This is a genomic window from Corynebacterium aquilae DSM 44791 (assembly GCF_001941445.1).
GTDB classification, from domain to species: Bacteria; Actinomycetota; Actinomycetes; order Mycobacteriales; family Mycobacteriaceae; genus Corynebacterium; species Corynebacterium aquilae.
Genome location: NZ_CP009245.1, coordinates 942,190 through 966,857, shown reverse-complemented (window position 1 = coordinate 966,857; position 24,668 = coordinate 942,190). Strand labels below are relative to the sequence as shown.

Genomic DNA, 24,668 nt, shown 5'->3' with positions numbered 1-24,668 from the left:
TCTGTAGAAAAAACTAGTGTTCTTTCTCGCCCATTTCCTCATATAGGGCAAACAATCTAGTCAAGCGTTCCTCGTCAGAGGTGAAAACACGTTTGGAATACAACGAATCAACTAACAGATCAACCTGTTGGTGAGCCTCACGGAGGTCAATCGGCATCTCTTCAGGATCGTAAAGTTCAGCCAAAGTGCATTCACAGTGATACTCACGAACGTCCAATACTCGAAATGCAGCGTCGGCCAGTTCTACCTTCGCCTCATCAGACAACGGAGGAACAGGGAAATTGTTATAGACTAGCGTATTCGAGTACCTAAATCGTGTTTCCAATTGACCCCCAACCGCCCGCGCCCAGACCATATGCATTCGAGAGGTCAGCAAAGCAAAAAGCCACGGCTCAGCGTCGTAGATTGCATTGGCTGAATCACCAATAACTACATCGCATTCCAAGTATCCAATCGGAATATATTCACGCCGTTCGGACGATACCCGTGGGAAAATAATTGAATCCGTAGGGCGATAGGAAATTTGCTTAAATCTATTTGGGTAAATAGCGTAATCTACTGTACTCTGAGCGGCGCTTTCCATCCTGTATTCCCTAACACGATCGAAGCGCTCTTGAATTTCCGGCACAGAACTAACCGCTTCAAGTTGCTCATCAGAAATCCACAAGCAGAAACGTTCCAACCCTTTAATAAATTCCGCCCCGCCAACAAACCCCTTCACGAGATATGCAAGATTGGGCCATTTTCGCAAGAGATCATTTTTCTCTTCCCTTGTGAGAATTAGATTTCCCCCATCTTTCGGCATTGACCCGAGACACATAGGCGGCATTGAAGGCGAGGTGTGGCGCCGGGCGGGTTTTACGTAGATATGCGGCCCCGCAGCAAGGTAGCCATTAATTTGACTAACCTCCCTATACGCTCCATCCGTGTAAATTCGCTTCGGCCCTCCAGTCTTCGCCTGCAATGAAATTACTGCAACCGTCACCCCTGCGTTCCGCTTTGCATTATTTGACCATTTGAAAGACGTGTAAGCATATCCAATCTCAAGACCAAGACTGAAAATGTAAGGGAACATCAAAGAAACATGCTCACCTTGCGCAACAGAATTTGTGGTTACAAAAGATAATTTTGCTGAACTTTTCGCAATATATTCAGCTCCTTTTATGAACCACAACGCAATATAGTCGAGATTTTTCGAATAAGGCCTACCTTGAAATACGAACGGATAATCCTCTTTGAGCTTTTTCGGAGCTGACTTCCCGCCTTTATAGGGAGGATTTCCAATAAGGTAGATTTCACCCCCTTCCTCGTTGGGGCAAACATCATTCCAGTCGATACGACAGGCGTTTTTTGAAACAATATGCCCCGCCTCCCTAAGCGGAATTAAGGGGATTTCAACGCCGAACTTATCTTTGAATTCAACATTCATTTGATGCTTGGCAATCCACAATGAGAGAACAGCAATTTCAGCCGCAACGTCTTCTATTTCAATTCCATAGAAGTTTTGAATGTTGATTCGTGATGATGTAAAAAGTACTTGATGCCTAGAATCCAGCTCGGCCATGCGCTCAAGGATAGAATGTTCCAGTCGTCGCAATTCTTTATATGCAATAACAAGGAAATTACCTGTCCCACAGGCAGGGTCGAATATCTTGATCTCACTTATGCGATCCAGCAACTTCTCAAGCCGTTTGGAACTGTCGATACTCCGTCGGTACTCGTCGCGCAATGCATCCATGAATAGTGGCTCAATGGTTTTCAAAATGTTGGGTACCGAGGTATAGTGCTGTCCCAAATCGGATCGTTTTTGAGTGCTGACGATAGTCTGGAACATCGACCCAAAAATATCCGGATTGATTTCCTCCCACTTTAGAGTGCCTAGCTCGATTAGCATTTGGCGCGCTTTCGAAGTGAATTCAGGAATTATTTCATGTTCACGAACCGTAAACAATTGACCATTGACATATGGGAATCTCCTCAGATAACTGGGTTTATCTTCAGGGCGAGCAGTATCAAGCGCCAAGAAAATACGCGCAAGCATCTGCGCAGTATCGGAGCCGTCTTCTAGCGTATGAGAGGCCAGCGCATTCGTGAACTGATTGGCCTCAAAAATCCCTGTGTCTTCCGCGAAGAAACAAAAAAGTAGCCGTGTAAAGAACACATTTAACGCATGACGCCCGCCTTCCACTTTCAGCATCTCAGGGTTTGCTTTGTGAAGCTCATCAAACAGCTTCCCCATGCGCTCAGCAGCCTTGATGTCGGCATGCGCCTCCGAAATGAACTGTGTCTTTTCCATCCCGGCCCAAGGGAGGAAGAAGGAAAAATGCTGGTCAATTTCTTTTACAGGAGTCAACAGGGATTCTCCTGTACGCATATCGATAGCGCTTAGCTCTTTCAAATCTGTTGCTATGACAAACCGCGGACTAAACCGCTGCACCTCTGGATCTTCCTTAAGCATCGTGACAGCACTCATTAGATTGCTGTCGGTAACTCGAAAATCCACAACGTTCTTCAGCAGGACGTCAGAAGTCGGATCGCTTGCGACGTTGGTATCCCCTTTACGCAATCGCGTAACTGTTGATTTTGGCTTACCGTAAGCCAGCAACAAGTCATAGATAAGTTCACTTGAGTACTCCTCACGACCCGAAAGCTGTTCAACACGGGATTCGATGTCTTGAAGGCTCAGTCGAGCAGCCATAAGTCTTCCATCGGTCTTTCTTTTTGGGGAAGATTTTCGTTTACTAGCAACGCAATTCGCGTGAAAACCATTTGCTGCATGCGACCAGAAGGTGCTACACGTTTTACAAACGGAGAATACTGCCACGTAGCCAACACAGGCTTTAGTGAACTACATGGAGCAGAAAAACTGCTGCCGTCTAGCCTATCGTCTCGGGCGACTCAAAACATCGCTAAACACGATATTTTTGAAACATCCAAAGCAAGGTTTATTTCGACAGAAAATCAAAAATCGTAGCTGCGGCAGGGTATTACACACGCTATCGGCTCGACTAAGATGCCCCTTAGGTTCGTGCTCGCTATGGTTCTCACTGTCGCCAGCAGCTCGCTTTTTCATTAATAGAGGTTGAAGAACAGTTTCCTAAGCATATTTCCGCTAGAGAATCTAAAGATTTTATTTAGAAACGCCTCTCTAAATCATTCGACGCTCCGCTTTATCGAGCATCAAAAGAACCTCCGAGGGGTTTTGCACAAGACCAATCAAGCCTAGGAGATACTCTGAACTCGACCGTCCACCCATCTCCGAACGCCTTTGAAGATAACTGTCTTTTAAACGTTTTTTGATGTAAGTCGGGATTTGACCTTCATCGATCCACTTGCCAGCGTCGAAAACAGCAAGGTCAAGCTTTGAAGTCAGAGAAGGCTGCTGCTTTAATGGAATCTCAATACCAGCCACTGATTCGATCGCCTCTGGCTTTATAGCTAAGGAAATTGAACCTTCATCTTCAGTCTCATTCAGATACCGATAAATAAGGTTATTGCCGGTGAGCAAGTCATCCGCATTCATGCCACCAGAAAAATCCGCTTCCTCATCGTGCACACCGGGTTCAATCCCAGCAGTTGCATGCAGCACCACACGGTATAAGAAGAACTGTTCGTTTTGCTCAGGCTGGCCCACTATCCGACGCAACATATTTTCAATAGCAGCTTCATAAGTGCCAACATGAAGAGCCTTTGACTTCTCTTTTTCTAGCCAAATACCCGCTTCACGTCGACCTATTGTTTTGACCAAATCATCGTAGTAATCAGCACCAACATCTTTTAGCGGGTCGAAATTCTTTTGTGGCCAGTTCGGAACAGTACTCGTGTGATACCAGCACATCCTTGCCACCAGATCATCAACGATGGCCGGATCGTCAGGCGCGTGCACGGGACGCACACACAGCACATCGGAACATTCGACTCCACATTTTGGACATCTATCGCCCCGCTCCATCCAAGGCAAGCTCACCAGCTCTTCATATCCGCACCGACCGCATCGCATTCGACGTGGGCGCCCAAAGTCAATTGCACGTTCAATCATCATGAGCTCATTATTCATCTTTACCCTAATTAAGGTAGATCTAAAGTAGCCTTATCTCCATCGAGCGTTCAGGTTCCTTGCAGCTCTCAGGCCTACAACTGAAACTAGCTCAGAGATCAACTAACAAATGTCCAGAACAGCCAGTTAGAGATTTAAAAACATTGCCAAAATCCCTGATCAACTGATCCAATATTCATATGCGAAAAATCTCTCAAGTTTTAAACAAGAAGCGGTTTACAATTAGAAACTGAGCTACAAATAGCCAAGGTAAACCACCGATATAAGACCAGTCGCGAGTAAATTTTTTCTAACTACTACCGTTGGAAATTTGCGAGTTTCACTCGCCAGAAATGGCCTTTAGTCCACGGAGCCTTTTAACCCTTACGTCCCCAAGCGTCGCAACCGAAAGTCAAGAAGACTCTTGCAGTTAAACGGCTCGAAAATGTAGGCTGTTCTTTCGTCCGATACCTCCCGGCCGGCACAACAGCCGTTTGGGGGAGGTCCCTCGCATCACGCCCCAGTAACGCCGGCGCGCGATCCGAGCCCATAGGGTTTTTCGGTGAGGACATTCCCGATTGTCACCCTATTGTTAAGGACATCTCTATGCCCGAAACTCCGAAGCAAGCCCTGCTTTTCACCCTGCTTATGTGCCCCATCATGGTGGCCGGCATGAGTCTCTACAACATGGTCGCCGTGTACGGCTTCACTTCCGAAGCGCTCCGCGCCACCATCATCGGCTTCCCCCTCGCTCTCGTAGTTGCTTTCACGTTGGACTTCCTCGTCGTTGGACAACCCGCGAAGGCGCTGGCCGGAAAAATCATCCGGCCCTCCTGGCCGCTGTGGGCAAAGATTGGCACCATTTCCACCACCATGATCGTGTTCATGGTGGTCTTGATGAGTGGCTTTGGTGCCATCATGCAGGAAGGTTTCAGCTCCAGCGTGTGGTCGGCCTGGGCGCACAACATTCCCTTCAACTTTGTTGCTGCATTGCCGCTGCAGCTGATCATTGCCGGTCCGATCGTTCGCTTTGTGTTCAAGCAGGTCATGCACCGACGCCGCACTCGACAGCGTGCCGCGTTCATGCAGGTACAGGTCTAGTTTTTCCTGGTGCCAGTGCTGGCATGCCGTGGCATTAACGCGGAAGCTTCCCCTTGTGGGAGCTTCCGCGTTTTTCTTTTCAAAAAACGTTAAAAACACTTAGCTCGTTTATTGACCACCAATTCCATGCACTATAAGGTTAGGCTCTACTAGTTTTTGCCTTTTAATGACAAGGAATCCTACTTTGAGCAAAGGACGCAAACTCACCACGAGATCCCTAATGGCCTGCGTGGTGTTGGCAGCCGCATCGGCAGTGTTTGTCTGGCTTGCGATCGTACTGAACTCGGTGCTGTCCGGCACCATCCCGTGGCTCGCATACCCTGCACCAACCCCATTTTTCTGGGGTTCCATCGCCGCGGTACTTCTCATCCGTCGCCCGGGAGTTGCCACGTTGACGGGATTCGCCACTGCACTCATCGGCTTTGGGGCGACAGCCCTTTTTGCTGCGCTGTTCATCGAACTGGTCGCCTTCCTCGGCAAAAACCTTCTCCGCCAAACAGATAAAGAACTCTTTGGGCGTCCTGTGCTGATGTGGTCTCTTATCGCCGGGGCGACAGCCGGATTGTCTCAAGGGCTTTCCCTGTTCATGGTCAGCACTGCCAGGGAAACATTGGACCTGAACCTGATTCTGGTTGGCATCGCCATCAAGATTGCCCTCGGCGTCGTATACGGCGCTTTGTCGTTCCTGGTGGCCCGAAAGATCTTCCACTCCGGCGTGGATCCCCAAGGTTTGGCGGCATCCTCTCGAGCAAAACGTCCGGCGTAATGGAATCACCCGGACTTCAGGTCACTGGACTCACCATTGGCTACGAGCCCGAGCAGCCGGTCATCACCGACCTGTCCTTCTGCCTAGAGCAAGGCTCTTATGCCGTGGTAGCGGGCGCTTCAGGGTGCGGCAAAACCACCATCGCGTTCGCTTTGACTGGCCTGCTGGAATCCAGTGTGCACGGCTGGCAACAGGGCACTGTCACCCTCAACGGTCACAGCCTTGACGCTGTCCCGGCAAGCCAGTGGGCCCGCCAGGTGTCGTGCGTGTGGCAGCAACCCGACGCACAGATGTGTGCCCAGCAGCTGTTCATGGAGCCTGCCTTACCGCGCGACTACCAAGGACTTCCCATCGATGAGACCACCGAGGTGTGTGCGGAGATCTTGTCCTGGGTGGGATTAGATCATCTCTCCCCCACCACTGATCCGTTGGTGCTGTCCGGCGGTGAGCAGCAGCGCCTAGCACTGGCTGCCGCTATCGCACAGGGGGCATCGCTGATCATCTTGGATGAACCCACCGCTGCCTTGGATGATCAAGCACAACAACTTTTCCGGCAGGCTTTGGCTAATGTTCGCGCCAAGTCGGCGGTGAGTATTTTGGCTATCGATCACCGGCCCGAACGCCACCGGGGTCTGGCTGATCGGATGCTGCTGCTTAATCCTCAAGGCCAGCTGGTCTACGACGGCGATTTCGACCACGCCCTCAACGAGCAGGCAGATCTTTTGCGCCAGCATCGGGTGCGAACCGATGGCGATCTGGTGCTCCGCACTGCACCAACTCCCCTTTCAGATCCCCAGACCCCAACAACCGTTGCACCGCATTCCTCCGAGTTGGTGTTATCCGCCACTGGAGTCTCCTATGCCCTTGACTCCGGGCAGCGTTTGCTTGACCCGGTGACTTTTGAGGTTCGCCGCGGTGATCTGGTCGCGGTGTGGGGGCCCAATGGCAGCGGCAAAACAACTCTGCTGTCCTGCATTGCCGACGCCAAAAAGCCTCTCGGCACCATCCAGCCACCCGCAGCTGAGCGGATCTCCCGTGGAATTGGGTGGGTTCCGCAGCGGGCGAGCAGCCTGTATTCACAGGACACGGTGGAGCAAGTCTTGGCCGCGGCGGCAAGCGCCGATAGGGTCCACCGGCTTGATGAGCTTGAAACAACGGCCAGAGACGAGGTGGTTGGCATCGTGGAAACCCTCGGGTTAACCGATCGTTTGGACAACCACCCGATGAGCCTTTCCGGTGGGCTCCGCCAGCGCCTTTCCCTGGCCGCAGCGCTTGCTTCCCGGCCAACACTGCTGTTGCTCGACGAGCCGACCAGCGCCCAGGATGCAATCGGCACCGCCAGCATGGTGGAGGCAATTAGGAAGTGCCGAAGCGAGGTGGCCTGCCTGGTGGTCTCCCACGATCAGGAGTTTCTCCACGCTCTCAGTCCTACTCAAACGCTGCAGCTCAAGCCGGTTTCCTCAAACCCAACGCCCGAGGTGCAGCAACAAACTTCTAAAGTCCAACCGCGCTTGCAGGTGCATTCACTGGTGAAAATGCTGTGCCTGATCGCTGTCTGGATTGCTGCCGCACGACGCACGAACCTTCACGAGCTTGCCATTGTTGCCGGGGTGCTCATTGTTATTGCTGCACTGTCGGCAATTGGGGCGAAAAAGCCACTTTGGCTCATCCGGGGGCTATCGGTGGTGGTTGGTTTTGGCCTGCTGACATGGGTCGGGTTTTTGCCGTGGGTGAATCAACCCCCTGGGCTGCCATGGTGGAACGCCGACCGCGCACTAGGAGCCCTGTTGCCGGCAGCCCAGTTTTCCACCTTGGCCCTGTCTGTGGTGGCTTTCGGCGCAAGGCTCGACGGCAAACAGATCATCGACACTGTGCTGTCGGTCTTTCATATCCCCTACCGCTTCGTCGATGTCGGCACCTATGGTTCCCGCTTCGTCACCAGGATCAAACGGGATTACACCTTGGCAAAACACCAACGCCACCTTTTGACCCGCTCCCACCGGTCCCGGGCCAACCCTCTGGCTGTGCTGGCCATGCTGTCGGTTGCTTCGCTGCGCGATAGTGAGCAGCTGGCGGATGCGCTGGATTCAAAAGGTTTTGGAGCTACCCCCACCCGCACCTTGCGCCACGATCGAGCATTCACGCTCCTCGACTGGTTGCTCCTGTGCACGTTCATCGCTTTCCTGCTCGCACTGCCCACCCTCAGCCAGACCCTATGGTCGATTGTTTAACTCGTTTTTTCTTTTTCACCAGCAACTTTAGGAAGCTTTCATGAACACCGAAAAATTCAGCACCACCGAAGTCGTCGAACTTCTGTCACTGGTTACAGCGGATGCCACCGGACAGGATCTGTCCCATACTCCAGCGGACAGCCCTCAGCGCTTCTACGGCAACCACACATTCCTCCACCTTCGGATTCTTCGGCGCGAAAAGCGCGCTGCCGATCTGACCAGGTTGTGGTTTGCCGTCGACAGCACCGCGAAAACTTACGACTGGTCGGTTCCGAACTTGGCGTTGCGACTGGAAATTCCCGTCACTCCAGAAGAGTTTGCAGATATTCAGCAGGCGCCGAAGACGGCATCGCGCGCCTATACCGTTGCTGACTACGACGTTGAGCGCAGCGAGTTTGCCGTCGATTTCGTCGAACACGGCACGACTTCACCGGTGATGCAATGGCTGAGCACCGTCAACGTCGGTGATGCGATTTACTCCTGGGAGCCAACCCAGCACCGTGTGCCCGAGGCGTGCCAACACCTGCTGCTGGTAGCCGATGCCACGGCGTTGCCGGCTGCCTTGTCGATCCTGCGCGACCACAGAGTCTTCACCACCGCCACCGTCATCACCAGTGCAGATCCGGCACATCTGGATCACGACTACCCATTTCTTTCCAACGTGGAAATCCACCACTGCTCAGCGCAGACGGGTGAGCTTTCCGGCCGTGTTGTGCAGGGCGAATGGTCGTGTGATGCGGTGTGGGCGTGTGGCGAAAGCGGAGAGATGAAACCGATTCGGGCGCACGCGAAAAAGGTGTGGGAATTGCCGAAACAGCGGCTACAAGTTTTCGGGTACTGGCGCCGCGAACACAGCGGCACTGCTTCCGATCTCACCCGCCTGCGTGTCATGCGGGACGCCATGGCACAGGGGGAAGATCCAGAAGCTGTTGAGCAGCGTCTCGAAGAGATCCTGTAGGAACAACACTGCTGAATCAAAGGCACCTCGGGCTGAAGGGAATAAAAATCTTCCCAGGTGCCTTTTGCGCGCACGCCCTCCCCCACTGCGAGCAGCCTCTCAAGGGTTCTTGTGGCTCGAAAATTTTTTAAGCACCAGCTGTGTTTGGTGTTGTCGTTTACAGGACAGGCATCAGCTTGAAGATTTTTCGGCTGCCGGCACACCTGTGTGCAGGCTTTGGAAGGTTCTACCTACTGGTTGAACTAGTCGTGCATTGACTGCGCTTGATCCAGCGCCGTGGCGCCACGGTGAAATTCCGGAGCCGGCGTTTATGCCGCACTCGGGCCTGTTGGTTGGGGTGCAGTCCGCCCTAGCACAAGACTTGTGAACTGAGCCCCGTATCCCGGGGTGGGTTTTCTTTTACGCGCGCCAGGGGTAACTACCGCACCTGACCTACACCCGGTCAGGTGATAGGTCGGGGGTAATGGAAGTTTTCATTAATGACTAAGTGGGAACTAACCCGCGGAGTGTTTCGACTTGTGTATCCGAGAACGCGTTCTTCACCCATTTTTGTTCTTGTCACAACCACTGCCTAAATAAGCTCATAGCCTCATCCAGGGTGTATGCCCTAGTGGTATTAGTCCTGTGCTGTGCTGCGCTCGAGTTGTTATGTGCGCTGCCAAGGCAGTGGTAGATGGCCCTAGCTTTATGCGTGAGGAACTTTCCCCATGACCTTGTCGACCTCCACCGCGCGAGAAGAATCCTCGTCGAAATCTTCTGGATCTGTCGCTTCGCGCAAGCGTGCAAGCATTCGCCCGATCCTGGCGCGCCTGCATTTCTACGCCGGTATTTTTGCCGCCCCCTTCATCATCGTCGCGTCACTCACCGGTTTGGGTTATGCAATTGCCCCGACAGTAGAGACCATGAGCAATCAGCACCTGCTGACAGTGTCCGCGCCGAGCGATCCAGCGGCTTCGGATGTGCCGGTCAGCCAGCAGGTTGCCGCAGCCCAAAGCACCGTTGGGGAACTGCCCTTGGCGGGCATCATGCTCGGCAAGGATGCCGAGTCCTCCACCCGGGTGTTGTTTGCTGATGAGTCTTTGCCGAAGGGCACCAAGCGGGCGGTATTCGTCAATCCCCACACCGGTGAGGTTTTGGGTACGACCACCAGTTATGGCGGATCCGGTGCGCTTCCTTTCCGCCAATGGCTATCCATTGGGCACAAAAACCTGTGGCTTGGCGAGCCGGGGCGCTTCTACTCTGAGGCCGCTGCCGCTTGGATGGGCTTTTTGGCCGTCGGTGGAGCGGTGTTGTGGTTTGGAGTGCAGCGCGCACCCGGTCGGCTCGCGTCCATGTTCCGCCTGCGCGAGGGCGAACAGTCCTCGCGCAGTACGGGCCGCAAAGCCTTGATGCGCGCCCACAGTGCGCTGGGCATGTGGGCGATTGCCGGAATGCTGTTCCTGACAATCACGGGACTGACCTGGTCTGGTGTTGCTGGCGAAAACATTGCCACCATCCGAAAAGACATGGGATGGTCAACCCCCAAGCCAGAGGCAACACTCCCGGCAAATACCCCGTCGAGCTACACCGGTATCCACGCTGACACCGCAGCCTTTGCACGTGATATCGACGCGGTGGCACTGACCGCACAGGACAAGCTGACTCTGCCGATCACCTTGATCCCGCCGAAGGACGAAACCTCTACCTGGATCGCGCAGGAAACCCGAGCACCCTACCGCGCGGGTTATGACGCGGTCACCATCAGTGGCGTCGACGGTCAAGCCACCTCCCGGTTGGATTTTGCGGACTTCCCGTTCATGGCGAAGCTGACCTACTGGCTGATTCAAGCCCACATGGGTTTGCTGTTCGGTCTGCCCAACCAGTTATTGCTGGTGGCACTCGCGCTAGCGATCATCGCGGTGGCGATCAAGGGCTATCAGATGTGGTTCTCAAGGGCGCGACGCAGCGCCCCAGAGGTCAAGGATCTCCGCGCGCTGCTCAGCGTGCCCGGTATCATCCTGGTGACGGCGTTGGTGGCCTATGGTGTGCTGGCACCGCTGTTCGGAATCACGTTGTTGGTCATGGTCGCCATCGATTTGTTGTGGAAGTACCTGTTCCGCGGCAAGCGCCGCATCCAAGCAAGTAGCCCAGATGAGGCGAGCGCTGAGCTGTCGCAGGACAAGGCGGCTGTCCCCAGCAGCTAGGAGATCCCCATCCCCTTCTCATGCCCCACAATGGTCGCAACAGGAAAACTCTTCACCTGTTTGCGGCTGTCGTGGGGCGTTATTTTTTTTGCCTTTCTAGCTGGCTTTTTCTTCAAATCTATTGACAAAACTAGACAGAGCTGTATAGGTTTGTCTCTGCGATCAAGAAGTTCGGCCCTTTCTTAAGCCTCTCGGCTGGCCGACTGGCAACCGCAAGCGTTTTTCGCGGTGCCCCCGAGAGAAGATCCGTCGCCGCGTCAGGCGTACCCGCCCCGGCGAAAGTAACGCACGTTTTCACCCCAAGGAGCAGATCCATGTCGGATCCCACCCCCTCGCCTGCCCGTTTTACCATCATGGCAGACCTCTACCAACTCGAGGATGACCCCGTAGGTTCCTCCTATTCCACCTCTAACGACGCGCTTCCCAACTTGCGCCATGTCGGCATCGGCGACCTACTCACGGCACTAAAGAAAGGGCCGGTCGATCTTCACATTGAGAACCTTGAGCCAACACCTTCTAGAAAGATCGACCACGCAGCGATTCGTCGCGAAGAGCTCCGCAGGCAAACGAAAGCGAATCTTCAACGCGCCCGCAAAGAAGCCGTCTTTGAGCAGCCACTGTTCACCACAGAGCAAGCCTTAAACATCATTGACCGCATTGAACGCGGTGAAGAAATCGACATGGCAGCCCATGGCCTCCCGGTGGCATGCGATCACTCTGAGCTCACCCCAGATTCCGTGCACTACCCCTGCTGGTCTTATCCCGGCGCACACGATCATCGTCGTAACTGGAACGCTAGGAGCTTCGGCATGAATGTACAGATCCTGGGTTGTTTCAAGGAGCTTCTTGTGGTGAGGGCCGGTGAGGCCCGAACTCTTTTGTGGCATCACGACGCGACTGCCCTGACGCACATTGTTGAGGCCGCGGAAAATGGTTTGCCGATGGTTTATAACTCGACGGCTGGGATGCTGCATTTGGAAACCCCGAATGACAGGTGGCTTCCAGACACCGTGCGGGTGCAGGATTTGAAGCAAACCACCCCTATTCCCTGCCCGACTCATTTCAACTATCACGGTGCCCGGGAAGAAGCGTTACATCTGGAGCCTCATCGCATGGGTCCACTTCCTTTTGGCCGCCATCATCCGCTGTCGCTGGATCCTCGCTTCTATGTCGAGTTCAAGGCTTGCGATGCGCAGCTACACCAGCGCTATATGTCCGGCACCTTGGGGCGAATTCCACTATCCGAGGCTGACATTTGTCCGGAGGATTTCCGGCAGATCGCCGTACCCTCACCCGTGCGGCAATCCTTAACGGATGAGCGCTAGCTTTCCATGACCCCCAGGTGACTCTGGGCACTTAGAGCACGCACCCCTTTCTTTTAAGGGGTGCGTGCTTTTGTTGTGTGCGCTGTGTGCGGTCGAGTTGTGTGCTCGCTGGTAAGGGTTGAACGCTGAGTGTTTGGGGAGCGTGAATGCCCGCGGCGGAGCGGTGCCGTGTGCCCAACTGGGGGTGTGTACACACGTAACCCATGGGTCTTCTTTTGGCGATGGCGAGCGACGCGAGCTGCTGTGAACAGGCATTTTTAGGCGCCTTCGCCTCGTGAGTCCTTTGCATGAGCCTTGTTAAGGCCTACTGAATGGAAGTTTTCACGTTCACAGGGCGAGTTTCTACGTTCACAGCGTGTTTTTAGGGGTCGATTTGCCGTGTTTTCACCCCATTGCGGGGTGTGTGTACGTAGGATTTTCAAAATTTTTTCTTAGCCCCTAGCTGGCATTATGTAGATTTTTTAGATTGTGTACGTAGTTTTGGCTTGCGCTTTGCTTGTGTACGTAGCTATAGTTCATATCAACGGCGTGAACAAAGGTTCACCGCAAGAGTTACAAAACTCCTTGCCGACCATCGTTCACAAACGAAATCACTTCTCCTCACACGCCCCTTTATCGAAAGGAAGACCCCATGAACCGCCGACTCATTCTCGTCGACATCGAGAACTTCAACGGAGGCCCCGTCGCCACCGTCACCCAATCCACCTGGTGCTACCGAATGTTGAGCAACTGGCTCAGCTTCTCAGACTCCGACCACATCGTCGTTGCCTCGGACGTCACCACAGTCACTAATCTGTGTAAGGATTGGGGACATCATCGGGTTCTTGCAGGACGCGGCCACAACGGTGCGGACTTGCAACTCCTCGAAGTTCTCGAAGAGTCGGTCGAAGCCCGCTATAGCGAAATCCTCCTCGTCAGCGGTGACGCAATCTACTCAGACAAGGTCTCCTACCTCGCCGGCCAGGGAATCCCCACCACCGTGTACTCCCACGCCTGCGCCTTGGCTAAGCGTCTGCAGTTTGCGGCAACCACCGTCGTGACCTCCCCCACCACCCAAGAACCCGATACTTTCGGAAAGGCTGCCTAAGATGACCAACCCCACCCCCCAGGGCACACTGGCCCTGAAAGACATCGCGGCACTCGCAGGAGTCTCCCGCGCAGCCGTATCCAACTGGCGCTCCCGCCACGAGGACTTCCCGGCACCCGCCCCCACCTCCACCGACCGCAAGCCGGTCTTTAACTACAACGACGTTGTCGCCTGGTTGGAAGCCCACGACCAATTGGACGAAAAGTCCAAGGCTGCGCTGAAGGATGCACAGTTCAAGGCGATTGTGCGCCCCTTCGCCAAGTCCTTCGACGATCCACTACAGTCCGCTTCTCTGGTGCTGGCGGCACTGGCAGTCAGGAAGTGGTCGCACGGGGCCAACACCACCTTTAACTGGTCGCAGTTTTTGGAAAACCCCAGCATGGAAGATCTGCAAGCTGCCTTCCTGGCGGAAGACTTCCCCGTTGAGCTTCCCGAGAAATGCCTGACCTACTGGCCGACCCGCTTTGGCCGCGAGGATCCCACCGCCTCGTTTGCAGACCTCATCCACGGTCTGGAGTCCCTCGGGGTGGACGACTACCCGGCACTGTCCCGGCTGGCACTCGACTTCTTCCTATCCACGGGAGGTCGTGGCCGCGATAGTTGGTACGGCCACCCCGCATCCGCCCCGGCCACACTCCTGGCCCAAGCCGCAGCATCCACCGACGTCGATTCCCCTGTGGTCTACGACCCGACCGGTGGAATTGGTGGAGTCTTCGCCGAGCTTGCCGCGATTGTCTCCGAGCCGAACCACGACACCAGCTTTGCCGACTTCACAGGCATCAGCGCGGAGATCAGCCCATACGTTGTCATGGTCGCAGTCTTGCGCACCTATCTTGAGGAACTTCCCCTCCAGGTATTGCTCGCAGACTCGCTCACCAGTGATGACACCCGTGGGCTGGATGCGGACATCGTGGTCAGCGAAGGGCCTTTCGGAATGGTCGTCGATGCGGAGACTCGCGACCGGATCGTCGCCGAGTCCGGGCTCAACATCACCATGCGCCACACCGCGGAAAACTGTTTTCTCCTCCACAGCTACAACAGCGCCCGCGCAGACGGCCACGCCTATGTGCTGGCACCCCCTATGACCGGATTCGAGAAGACTTCCCGCAGTCTCCGGGAGACTCTCGTAGCCACCGGCGCGGTGGAAGCTGTCATCCAGCTGCCGAGTGCCTTCTTTACCTACACCCGCGTCGCACCCATGCTGTGGGTGCTGAAAAAGCCCGGCGCGACCGCAAGCGATCCCAGCTTTGTGGCGGTGGATGCCTCCCAGGTGAAAGATCCCGAAACCCAGGTCGGTGACTGGTTGCGTGCCTTGCGCGCAGGTCAGGACTTGCCGGTACCGCATGCCCGGGTGGGGTTGGCGGAGTTGGTGACCGCTGGTGGCGAGATCCTCCCCGACAGGTTGGCGGCCGCTCCTGTTGATCCCGAAGAAGTCTCGGCGCAGTGGGTATCTGCCCGCGATACCGTGATCGAGGCGGTATCCCGCATGGGTGATGCGCCCAACCTTGAGTTTGGGGATGTCCCTCCGCGTGCGCCGCGCGCGCGGACGGTGAAGGAATTGCTGGATGAGGGTGCGCTGAAGAAGTTGCGCCCGGTGATCCTGCGTCGTGATGCCGATGAGTCCTCCGGCACGAAGGTGTTGCCATTCGCGTTGCAACGCAAGCCAGACTTGGAACCAAAGTTTGTGGGCGATTCCTCCCGCTGGGACGCGTTGCAGGTGGGAGATGTGCTGGTACACAAGATTGGTCAGCGCATCCATGTCATTACCGAACAGGACCTTGACCCCGAGGTTCTGGGGGACGCCACCTTGGTTGCATCCGAGGGATGGCTTGCATTCCGCGTGACACTGAAGAACCTTGATCCTGTCATTGTCGCCGCAGCTATTGCTGCACATCTCAATGCGCAATCGGCAGTAGAGAAGTCCCGCGTTGGCGTTCCTTCCGTTGATGCAGTGAAAATCCCCCTCTACGACGCTGAAGATCAGGCGCGCATCGTCAGCCAGCTAGCCCAGCTCAACCAGATGGCGGATGCTGCCCGCCAGCTGTCGAGCCTTACCGATGACGCGCACAGCGCGTATCTCGCAGCACTGGCTGCGGTGAACTAACACCGCAGCATCACCCGCGGGGCCACGGCTGTCAGCAGCGGTGGCCCCCGGTGGAAACTGCTTTTTCTCGGGGGTTTTCTTCTAGGCGCTGTGTTCTAGGTTCCTTAATTTGCGTCCACCCCACGGTTTTCCGGTGGACGACTCCTAGATCGCCACAGCTCAAGGTCTTTTGTTTTCTCGGTGTCACACCTGTGCCAGTGACAACCGGTGGTTTCCTGCACCCAAAAACGCCTGCCCCCTTTGTTGGGCCCCGGCAGTGCTCCCCCTTTTACCGGGTACTGCTCTGCGGGCCTTCCCACTTTCTTTTCCGCCGCCGAGCACCCCCTCGTGGTCGACGCGCACCTTCAAGCCTCCTTTTAAGAAAGGACAACCCCTATGTTTTTCTACTGGGACACCACTGACGACAAATACGCGTGGCTCAACACTATCCAGCCACCACAGTCCATCAACACCTCTTCTTTTGAGATGCGGGTGCTGGAATCCTCCTTTGATGACGCGCCCCGCAGCATCCACCTCCAGATGTGCGGATCCCCTGATAACCCCATTCGTAGGCTGTCTGCCCGCGATGGTGTGCTGTCCGCCTACATCATTCCGGTGGAAGCCATCGATGCGGCAGCAGACATCGCCGAGCTGCAGGGCGCTGGTTGCTACGCCCTGGTGAAAGCCACCATCGGTGAGCCACAGGTGATCACCACTGGTGTCGGCCAACGCCACGACTCCAGCCCGGGTCTGATTGAGCGGGTCGCCTCCATGCTGCGCCACCCAGCATCAGCTGATATCACCCATGTCATCGCGCTGGTCGCACCACCGCTATCGGTGTCCACGGACGTCTACCTGCAGCTATCGGCCATGATTCGCGAGCATGGCTTCGCGCATCTGGCTGGCATCCACCCAGCACAACAGACGGTGGCACAGGACGGTTTTACGGTCGAGCTCCTTACCGCGAATGTTTTGGCGCGCCTTGCAGGAGTCCTCATCACCAGCACCTGGGCACCAGCAGCACTGCCGCAAGGTGAAGCTCACGCCAACACCACGCCGGCGGCTAACCCAGCTAACCCACATCCCCGCAACGCAGACGGCACCGCCGTCGAGCTCAATGCTTCCGCGGATAAGCCCTGCCAACAGGCCGCCTGATTCCTTTTCGCTGCCACCGCTTTCGGTGGCAGCACCCCGGCGCGCACCCGCGCCGAAACCTTTTCACTCCTTCTCCCTGTCATAGAAAGCAGGTTTTGCCATGTCCACCATCTATCGACGACTTTTGCCCAACGGCTCGATGTTTGTCCTAGAACTCAACGAGACAACCGCACGGGATGTGCAGGCTATTGGCCTGATGTACTGGGAGTTCTATTTTGGGGTTTCGCCCCAATCGCAGGTGGGTTGGTTTGTTGAGGACCCGAACCTCATCGTGCTTGGGCCCTGGGGAAGTGAAGTGCACGAAATCGCAGCCGTCGGGGTGACCGCCCGGTTTGAATCCGGGGAAACCTGTGCGAGCTGTGGTCGGCGCTTAGTCCTAGCTACCCGCGAGGATCTGGAGTTGCTGCTTAAGGGAGAAACAGTCTCGTGCCGACACTGTAGGGACGGCTTCGAGGAACAGGTCAACCAGGTCAGCGCGCACATTGATGAGCTTGCCCTGCGTCGTGCTTGCCAACGCTCAGAGCTTGAGCGTTACGTCGAGGAGCTGAAAAAGGCGAATCATCCTGAAGAGCTTGAAAGCTTTGCTGCCCGCCAAGCACTGCTGCGGTGGGACATCGCCCGCGCATATGAGGACACCATCGACGAGTACGCACGCCAGCTGCCTCCCGGCAACAGGTTGTGGTTGTTTGAGCTGCTCACAACCCAGGATGTTGCCTTGATGCCGTCGGCTATCACCCAGTCACGCCATCAGGCGCCGGCAACTGTCTTGCACGACATCTCCGATGACGCCTTCGTGACGTGCGCCAGGCTTGGTGCGCTGGTCTACTACCCCAGTGACAACCCGGAGGATTACGTGTGGCACGACGAGCACCCAACCCGCGCAACGCTCACGCACCCGCCGGTGCGGTTGAGCAAACTGCGCGGACCATGCGATGAGGATCAACACAACGCGGCGTTGCTGCGCTTCGCGCTCGGTGATTGCTTCAACCCGATGAGTGACGACCCCCTGCCGGAGGAAGAGTATCTCAAAGTCTTCCGGCGCGCCCTGGACGCAGAATGCCTCAAATTCATCAGCGCATCCATGAAATCCGTGGGCCTTCCGCCCTTAAGCCCCGGCCATGTGATGCGGCTGAACGTGGTGTTGAAAATGAGCGATGTCTCCTTGACGCCGCAATCCATCGTGGATTTTGCTTTCGCACTGTGCCATGGTCGGGCGGACACCCACGATATGCACCGTTTTACTCCCGCGATGATCGGCACCACGGGTGATTCCACCATCGTCGCTCCACACAGTGTTGATGAGTTCATTGAGCTTTTCACCGCAACCATCGACAGCATCGACAGCTTCACGGGCAGCAAAAACATGGTGAATCGGGCACATTTCCCCCAAGTCACCACCCTGCTTGTGGCAGTCCTTGGTCTCACCCCGGAACGGACCACCGTGGCCGACGTGGAAAAAAGGTTGTCGACTATCGAAGACCTCATCTTCGAAGGCACCCCACGCGCCTACAAGCGCCTGACGTATTTACTCCACGAAGCTGAGGCGCCGACCTTAAAGGAACAGTTCGGCCGAATCATCGCGCCCTTGTTGGTGTCGGAGAAGATTCGTCTCCGCCGAGACCGTTCGGCCTCAGAACAAGACTTCTCCGGCCCCATCACTGAGCAGGAGATGACCCAAGTCTTGCTCGATGAGCCCATCTCCCTAGAGCAAGCGCGCAGCTTGTATCTCGCACCGGGAAGCACCGTTCCGGCAGGAATTCCGGACATCCTGTTGGAGGAAGTCAACGAGTTCCTGAGCGACGATGACTTCAAGCTGCCGATGTAAAAGGAGCGAAAGAACTGACGCACCGAATGAATCTTCGGTGCGTCAGTTCTTGGGCTTAAGCAGTGAAGTCGGAATCGAAAAAGTCTTCGTCGACTTTGTAAATCGAAATGCTCTTAACCTTTTGCACGGCCACTCCGTAAGCAAGCATCAGTGAAGTGAGGCGAATACCATCGATCAACACGATATTGCCTCTGTAATTATTTGCTTCCCGAATAGCCCCGTCGCTGAACCCAGAGGTCGTAATAAACACGCCGCGTTCCGCGCCCTTTGATGCCAGAGCGCCGTAGAACTGCTGGATAGCAGGACGTTGAACATTGTTGTGGTCCGCATAGCGTTTCGCCTGGATATAGACGTTTTGCAAGCCGAGGGCGTCCTGCCGGATGACGCCATCGATGCCGCCGTCACCGCTTTTCCCCACATGCTGTTTTTCACCGTGGGCGCCGCCATAGCCCATTGCCCACAGCAATTCGACAACAGCTTTTTCAAAGAACTCCGGAGTAGCTTCCTGCAACGCCCGTCGCAATTCGGTTTCAACCCGTGCGTTGTAAGAATCGACGGTGTGTTCTAGCTGTTCTATGGGATCCGAATTGTCTTCGTCGACGCTTTCTGTTTGTTCCCCATCAGCGCTTTTAGCCCGTCTACTCGCCACCTCATTTTGGTATGCCTGCCACTGTGGCCATTCCAACATGTCGTTTTCGGAATAGGAACTCAAATTCCGTTCATCGACGGTGAGCCCGTCAGACGTAATCTCATAGAAGCCCCGCTTGGGACGACGGATCAAGCCGGCTTTCGCTAGTCCCGAACACGCCCAGACGATGCGATTGACGTATCGCTTGCCACCCGAGGGAATTGCCTGATTTCGAGCCCCTTCATCCAGTCCCTCCTGATTGGCAACTAACTCGGTGACTTCTTTGAAAGATCGTGTGGCGCCGTCATTAAGAACCCGCAGCACAGATGGACGAAACTCATCAGTGGTTGGGACGAAGCTCTTGTTTGCTTGCATCATCAGCGCCTTCACTAATCATTCGGAATCATTGAACCCGAGCATATCTAAGTCGTAGTTTGTCGTTGCCAAAGGATGAAGGCATTTATGCTGTGAAACTAGACGACGGAAAACTCCTCCCACACGATTGAAAGGCTTCGCATGACGATCACCTTCCAGGCCTTACTCCCCGATGGAGCGTTTTTCCGTGTGGTCAGTGAGGAGTCCGTGCCCAAGGTCGTCCAAGCCATCTCCGTGTTGTACTGGGAATTCCACGGCTTCGACGGCAATACCGGCAAACCCATCTGGGCGATTGAGCATCCGCGCTCAATCAAGTCCCACCCCTGGGGTGCGTCCACCGTGAACATTTCAGCGGTGGGCTGCACCGCCATGATCTTGGGTGATGTGTGCTGCCCGACCTGCGAGGGGCCACTACTGATCAAGACGCGCACGGACTTGATGAAATACCTCGAGGGCGAACGGGTGATTTGCCGGAACTGCGACGCGAAGTTCATGGAGAAACTGCCGGAAACGCGCGCAAAGATCAACCAGCAGACCCACAAGCTCACCGAGTACTACTCCACTATCGAAGTCGCCCACAACAAGATCTCTGCCGCCCCCGAGGCGAAAATGCGTGAAGGTGGAGACGAGGCGAAGAAGATTTTGCTCGAGTGGGACGTCTTACAGACCTTTTCTGATGTGGGCGACCAGATTGTCGCACGGTTGCGCCCAGCCGAGCGCGCCAAGGCGTTGGATATTTTGTCCACCCCAGAGTTGGTGGTGGATCCTTCCCCGCTGTGCCAGTCCTTGCTGGAGCCGGTGGCGAACCCTGATCAGGACATCGCCATCAAGGAAGCCACCTTCATCGCCCAACAGGGGTTGTTGATCCGCCAGCCCAGTACCGATCCGGCGGAGTACTTCTGGGATGAGGACATGCCCGGCAAGGCAACCTTCATGCATCCCGCGGTCAAACGTTTCAAACTGCGCGGGCCGTGTAAGGAAAATCAGCTCAACGCTTTCCTTCTGCGGCGCCAGTTGGTGAAAATCTTTGATCCTTTCGGCCCCGAACGGCTGGATGCGGACGCCTACCAGGAAGTGGTCGCCGAGGTGTTCTTGCGCGAAACGCAGGTGTTGGCCGAGACCGCAATGATGACTCTTGGTCTGCCACCGATGACCCGCGCCCAGGAAGACCGCCTCTTTCAGGTGTTGCACCCGGTGGTGGACACCTTGTCGATCAAGAGCGTGGCTGGTGTTATTTTTGCGCTTGCGCACGGTCGCCCCGAGGCCGAGGACATCGTGTCCGATCGGCAGCCCCAAATGATTGGCACCCTGTTTGATTCCACCATCGTTGCGCCGTTTTCGGTGGACGAGTTCATCGACCACTTGGCGGCCCTGGCGGAGGACATTCCGTTATTCGCCAACGATGGGGTGCCGGTGAATTTGAACTTCTACCCCACCACCTGCCTGTTGTTCTGGGACATGTTGGGGATGCAGCCCCACGACACCCTCATCGGCGATGTCGCCCAGCGGCTGTCGTCCATCGACAAGCTCCTTGTCGACCCGGATGAGCAATCCCGCGCCAAGCTGGCGGCCTTCTTCTACGGCTCCAGCGCGGCAACTGTGGAAGAGTTTTTCAACCAGCAGCTGATGATGGGCCTGGTCACCCAGGAATTAGCCGGGCTGGTGCAACAGCGCATGGATCAGGGCGTAGGTCTGGATGATATCGATCTTGATGAGCTGATGGGCGAGGTCACCAATCGGCACCTGGATGACCCGTTGTCGTTGGATCAGGCCAAGGAGATGCTCAACGACGACAACAGCCTGTTTGGGGGCAGCTTCAGTGAGGAGTTCGCCGAAGAAATCGAACGCTTGCTCAACGACGATGAGGATCCTGACGCAAGCGATGGAGGGTTCCTCTAAGCCGAGGCCGACGCTAAGCCTTGCCACGTGCTGGTTGTTGGTTGCTGGTTGCTGACAGCTTGTTTGCTGTGGCTCCCACGCTACTGGCATGTGGCGGGAGGATTTGCAGGTCAGCCCCCAATTCGAGTAAAGTACATCCAGTCTCGGCGAGGGCCGACCGACTCACACACTTCCACCCCCACACGCTGGGAAAAGTTGTGTTGGTTGTTGGCCGTTATCGACGCGATTTTGCACTCATACTGGGTTGACCAGATACAGATTTGTGAGCTGCGAAGTACTCGACGAGCACCTCGCGGCTCTTTTTGTTGCCTTGATGCACGAAGAAGAGCTGCGGATGACACGACAACCCCCGCTTTCTAAGTGGGTGGTTGACACCATCCCCACGTCTTTTCACAAGGAGACTTTTTATGTCTAACAAGGCTATTGCACTTTCCGCTGCTGCCCGTAACGAGTTCGGCAAGGGCGCTGCCCGCCGCGCCCGCCGCGCAGGCCAGATCCCCGTGGTCATCTACGGCCACGGCATGGAGCCGGCTCACATCCTGGTTGACCGCCTGGAGTTCACCGCTATCGTCCGTAACCACGGCACCAACGCCGTCGTCGAGATCGACGTCGAGGGCGACAAGCAGCTCGCCATGATCAAGACCGTTGATCAGAACGTGCTGACCTTCAACATCGACCACGCTGACCTGCTCGCCATTAAGCGCGGCGAAAAGGTCGAGGTCGAGATCCCGGTCATCCACGAGGGCGAGATCGCCGCTGGCGCAATGCTCATGCAGGACGCCGAGGTCATCAAGGTCGAGGCCGACGTCATGAACATCCCCGAAGAGATCGTTGTCTCCGTCGAGGGCATGGAGATCGGCGACACCATCACCGCTGCTGACGTTAAGCTGCCTGAGGGTGTCACCCTGGTTGACGATCCCGAGCTGCTCATCATCAACGTTGTCGTTCCCGAGGAAGCTGACGTTCCGGAAGAGGGCGAAGAAGGCGAAGACGCCGACGGCACCGAAGACGATGCCGCTGAGGTCGAGGAGACCTCCGCTGCTGACGAGTAAAAAACACTCGTCTTCCTACCTGGCTGACCTTCAAGCCGCGTAGCTGAACGGGGCCGGTGCCCGCAGATTGTTGTTCTGCGGGCACCGGCCTTTTCATGTCCCGGTCGCTTTTCACACACCCGCGGTCACCCACAGTGGGGTTCTTCTCCCCCACTACGAAGGCCGATGATGTCTGGGCAAAGGCGGGTTATGCGACAAAAAGCGCCCGGGCAAAAAGCCTCGGGCGCCGTGGTTTTCTCGTTTGTTGTTTTAGCGCTCGTGCGCGGGGATGAGTGCTGCGATCTCGGGCGGCAGTTCAACATGCGGCAGCGGCGGCAACTGGGGCGGATCAAACGGCAGTTCCACCTGTGGAGCCAGCCCAAAGTGGTTGATAAGGGCCCACACCCCACCGATCAGTGCTGCAACACCGGCAAAGATCCCAACAAACTTGGCGACGTTTTCACCGGTGATCGCAGGAATCGGGGTGCTGCCAACCGGCAGGGAGCTACCCAACTGATCGTGGCTGCCACCGGGGATGAAGACCTTCGGGAAAGGATCCGTCAGTTTCTCCGGCTGGACGATGTTTCCCTCATCGTCGACCTCGTGCTCGACGAGGATCTCATCGATGAGGAAGTGGTGCTCCGGGAAATCCTTGTTGTCTTTGACTCCCGCGATCCACAGCGTGCCCTGGGGTTCGAGGAAGGTATCCAGGATGATGCGGTAGCGCTGGTCGAGGACCTCGGAGAAAATCTTAGGGCTGACAACATTGAAGTTTTCGGCGTCGGTGGGGCCGACGACGACCTTGCCGTCGAGGGTGTAGACGATCTGGTTATCGAAAACTTCCAGACCCCAGGTGTGCCACTCGTTGACGATCGGGCTGTCCCACACCGTATTGCGGGAAACCATCTCCGGCCGGTGCCCGATGTTCACGCACCCGATGTGGGTATTGGAGTGTTGCTTGTCCGGGTAGGCGGAAAAGTACTCAACCAGGTCGTATTCGCCGTAGCGGGAGGACTGGTCGTTGTGGCAGTACGGGCTTTCGGACTGCAACCACAGCGAAGGCCGGATGCCAGGCACATATTCCGGAGTGGTGTTCTTGGCCCGAATTTGGATGCGCATATTGCCCTTGGGAATCAAGGGGGTCTGCATGCGGCTGGTGGTGTACAGGGTGGTGGTTCCTGCCGGGCACGGCGCGGTAGAGACGTTGCCATCGCTGGGTGTCTCATCCCCACTGACGCAGTGGCGGCGAGTCTTGATGTCCAGCACCCCATCCTCGAAGGAGGTGTACTTCCTGGAGACCAGCAACTTGTCGTTGTAGTAGTGGCGGCGCTCCATGAACTTCCAGTCCGCCACAGCGCTATCGTCGTCCAAGGTGGTCGAAATGTCCTCATCGGTGGCCATGCGCGCTTCGCGGCCGATGTGCTCCCGAGTCGGGGCGGACAGCGGGTTGGCGGCCAGTGAGTCGGTGGGCGGATCGATGGTGGGCGCCCAGGCGGCGGGCTGCTGTTCTTCCGCAGATGCGGCAGGGGCGGGCAGTGCTGCCAGGGTGGTGATGGCGGCCAGTGCCAGGGCTAGGGTTCGTGTGCGGGGGCGCATGGTCATGGCGTGTCATTCTTCCAGAGCACTCACCCGAATGAAAAAAGACAAAAACTATCAGTTAGCGTCTGGTTGCCGCCGCCCACCAGCACCAGTTGACACCCGCCAACCACTTCGCGCACACCTATTGCTTGGTGTCGGTAGGGATGGAGCGTTTTGCCGTTCGGGTGGTTACCACTGGCGGGCCTTTTTGATGGCCTTCTTCAGCGCCTTGTCGTCGAGCTCAAACGCATTTTGCTTACACAGTCGGTGCAACACCACGGGACAGCCCTTGCAGCGCGGCTTTGATTTGCAGCACTTCTTTTTCTTCAGGCCCTTTTCGGCTTTCTTACGAAGCTTCTGCACACTCACAAAACGAAAAGCTTAGCCTAAGACAACTCCCCGCGCGC

Annotated in this window: 17 protein-coding genes and 1 riboswitch; of the genes, 12 read left to right on the top strand and 5 right to left on the bottom strand. The window is 56.0% G+C overall.

Going from position 1 to position 24,668, the window contains the following annotated elements; genetic code table 11:
* Positions 1-13: 13 nt before the first annotated feature.
* Positions 14-2,698 carry a DNA methyltransferase gene (locus tag CAQU_RS04105; protein WP_075725475.1) on the bottom strand — a complete coding sequence of 895 codons (2,685 nt, stop codon included), beginning with the start codon at positions 2,696-2,698 and terminating at the stop codon, positions 14-16.
* Between the two features lie 450 nt (positions 2,699-3,148).
* On the bottom strand, positions 3,149-4,042 hold the full coding sequence (locus CAQU_RS04100) for a hypothetical protein (RefSeq protein ID WP_157108893.1): 894 nt from the start codon (positions 4,040-4,042) through the stop codon (positions 3,149-3,151).
* Positions 4,043-4,642: 600 nt separating this feature from the next.
* On the opposite strand from CAQU_RS04100, the gene CAQU_RS04095 reads away from it, so the two are divergent.
* The 10 genes from CAQU_RS04095 to CAQU_RS04050 all read left to right on the top strand — a co-directional run bounded on the left by CAQU_RS04095 (position 4,643) and on the right by CAQU_RS04050 (position 18,750).
* Positions 4,643-5,137 carry a DUF2798 domain-containing protein gene (locus CAQU_RS04095; protein WP_075725470.1) on the top strand — a complete coding sequence of 165 codons (495 nt, stop codon included), beginning with the start codon at positions 4,643-4,645 and terminating at the stop codon, positions 5,135-5,137.
* Positions 5,138-5,321: 184 nt separating this feature from the next.
* On the top strand, positions 5,322-5,903 hold the full coding sequence (locus tag CAQU_RS04090) for an ABC transporter permease (RefSeq protein ID WP_157108892.1): 582 nt from the start codon (positions 5,322-5,324) through the stop codon (positions 5,901-5,903).
* Entirely contained in the window at positions 5,903-8,134 is a 2,232-nt protein-coding gene (locus tag CAQU_RS04085) for an ATP-binding cassette domain-containing protein (RefSeq protein ID WP_075725466.1), read from the top strand. Before CAQU_RS04090 ends, CAQU_RS04085 begins: the two co-directional genes overlap by 1 nt.
* A gap of 40 nt (positions 8,135-8,174) precedes the next feature.
* Entirely contained in the window at positions 8,175-9,092 is a 918-nt protein-coding gene (locus CAQU_RS04080; protein ID WP_075725464.1) for a siderophore-interacting protein, read from the top strand.
* A 707-nt stretch (positions 9,093-9,799) separates the two neighbouring features.
* Positions 9,800-11,275: a PepSY-associated TM helix domain-containing protein gene (locus CAQU_RS04075; protein WP_075725462.1), complete on the top strand. Its 1,476-nt coding sequence runs from the start codon at positions 9,800-9,802 to the stop codon at positions 11,273-11,275.
* Between the two features lie 160 nt (positions 11,276-11,435).
* Positions 11,436-11,565, top strand: a riboswitch (SAM riboswitch).
* 24 nt (positions 11,566-11,589) lie between these two features.
* Positions 11,590-12,600, top strand: coding sequence for a hypothetical protein (locus CAQU_RS04070; protein WP_075725460.1), 1,011 nt, complete (start codon positions 11,590-11,592; stop codon positions 12,598-12,600).
* Positions 12,601-13,231: 631 nt separating this feature from the next.
* Positions 13,232-13,687, top strand: coding sequence for a PIN domain-containing protein (locus tag CAQU_RS04065; RefSeq protein WP_075725458.1), 456 nt, complete (start codon positions 13,232-13,234; stop codon positions 13,685-13,687).
* Between the two features lies 1 nt (position 13,688).
* The gene (locus tag CAQU_RS04060) at positions 13,689-15,791 is read left to right on the top strand and encodes an N-6 DNA methylase (RefSeq protein ID WP_075725456.1); all 2,103 of its coding nucleotides are present in this window, start codon (positions 13,689-13,691) and stop codon (positions 15,789-15,791) included.
* 375 nt (positions 15,792-16,166) lie between these two features.
* A complete protein-coding gene (locus tag CAQU_RS04055; protein ID WP_075725454.1) occupies positions 16,167-16,925 on the top strand; it encodes a hypothetical protein in 759 nt (252 codons plus the stop codon).
* Between the two features lie 100 nt (positions 16,926-17,025).
* Entirely contained in the window at positions 17,026-18,750 is a 1,725-nt protein-coding gene (locus CAQU_RS04050; RefSeq protein ID WP_075725452.1) for a hypothetical protein, read from the top strand.
* Positions 18,751-18,805: 55 nt separating this feature from the next.
* Here the strand turns inward: CAQU_RS04050 and CAQU_RS04045 are convergent, their stop codons facing one another.
* The gene (locus tag CAQU_RS04045) at positions 18,806-19,756 is read right to left on the bottom strand and encodes a restriction endonuclease (protein WP_075725450.1); all 951 of its coding nucleotides are present in this window, start codon (positions 19,754-19,756) and stop codon (positions 18,806-18,808) included.
* Between the two features lie 138 nt (positions 19,757-19,894).
* Here CAQU_RS04045 and CAQU_RS04040 point away from each other — a divergent pair, with 138 nt between their 5' ends.
* Positions 19,895-21,652, top strand: a complete 1,758-nt coding sequence (locus tag CAQU_RS04040; protein ID WP_075725448.1) for a hypothetical protein — start codon at positions 19,895-19,897, stop codon at positions 21,650-21,652.
* A 407-nt stretch (positions 21,653-22,059) separates the two neighbouring features.
* Positions 22,060-22,704 carry a 50S ribosomal protein L25/general stress protein Ctc gene (locus tag CAQU_RS04035; RefSeq protein WP_075725446.1) on the top strand — a complete coding sequence of 215 codons (645 nt, stop codon included), beginning with the start codon at positions 22,060-22,062 and terminating at the stop codon, positions 22,702-22,704.
* Between the two features lie 249 nt (positions 22,705-22,953).
* Here CAQU_RS04035 and CAQU_RS04030 read toward each other — a convergent pair whose 3' ends face one another.
* On the bottom strand, positions 22,954-24,285 hold the full coding sequence (locus CAQU_RS04030; protein ID WP_075725444.1) for a glycoside hydrolase family 16 protein: 1,332 nt from the start codon (positions 24,283-24,285) through the stop codon (positions 22,954-22,956).
* Positions 24,286-24,450: 165 nt separating this feature from the next.
* Positions 24,451-24,630 (bottom strand): hypothetical protein, encoded by a 180-nt coding sequence (locus tag CAQU_RS04025; RefSeq protein WP_075725442.1) that lies wholly within the window; start codon positions 24,628-24,630, stop codon positions 24,451-24,453.
* Between the last annotated feature and the right edge of the window lie 38 nt (positions 24,631-24,668).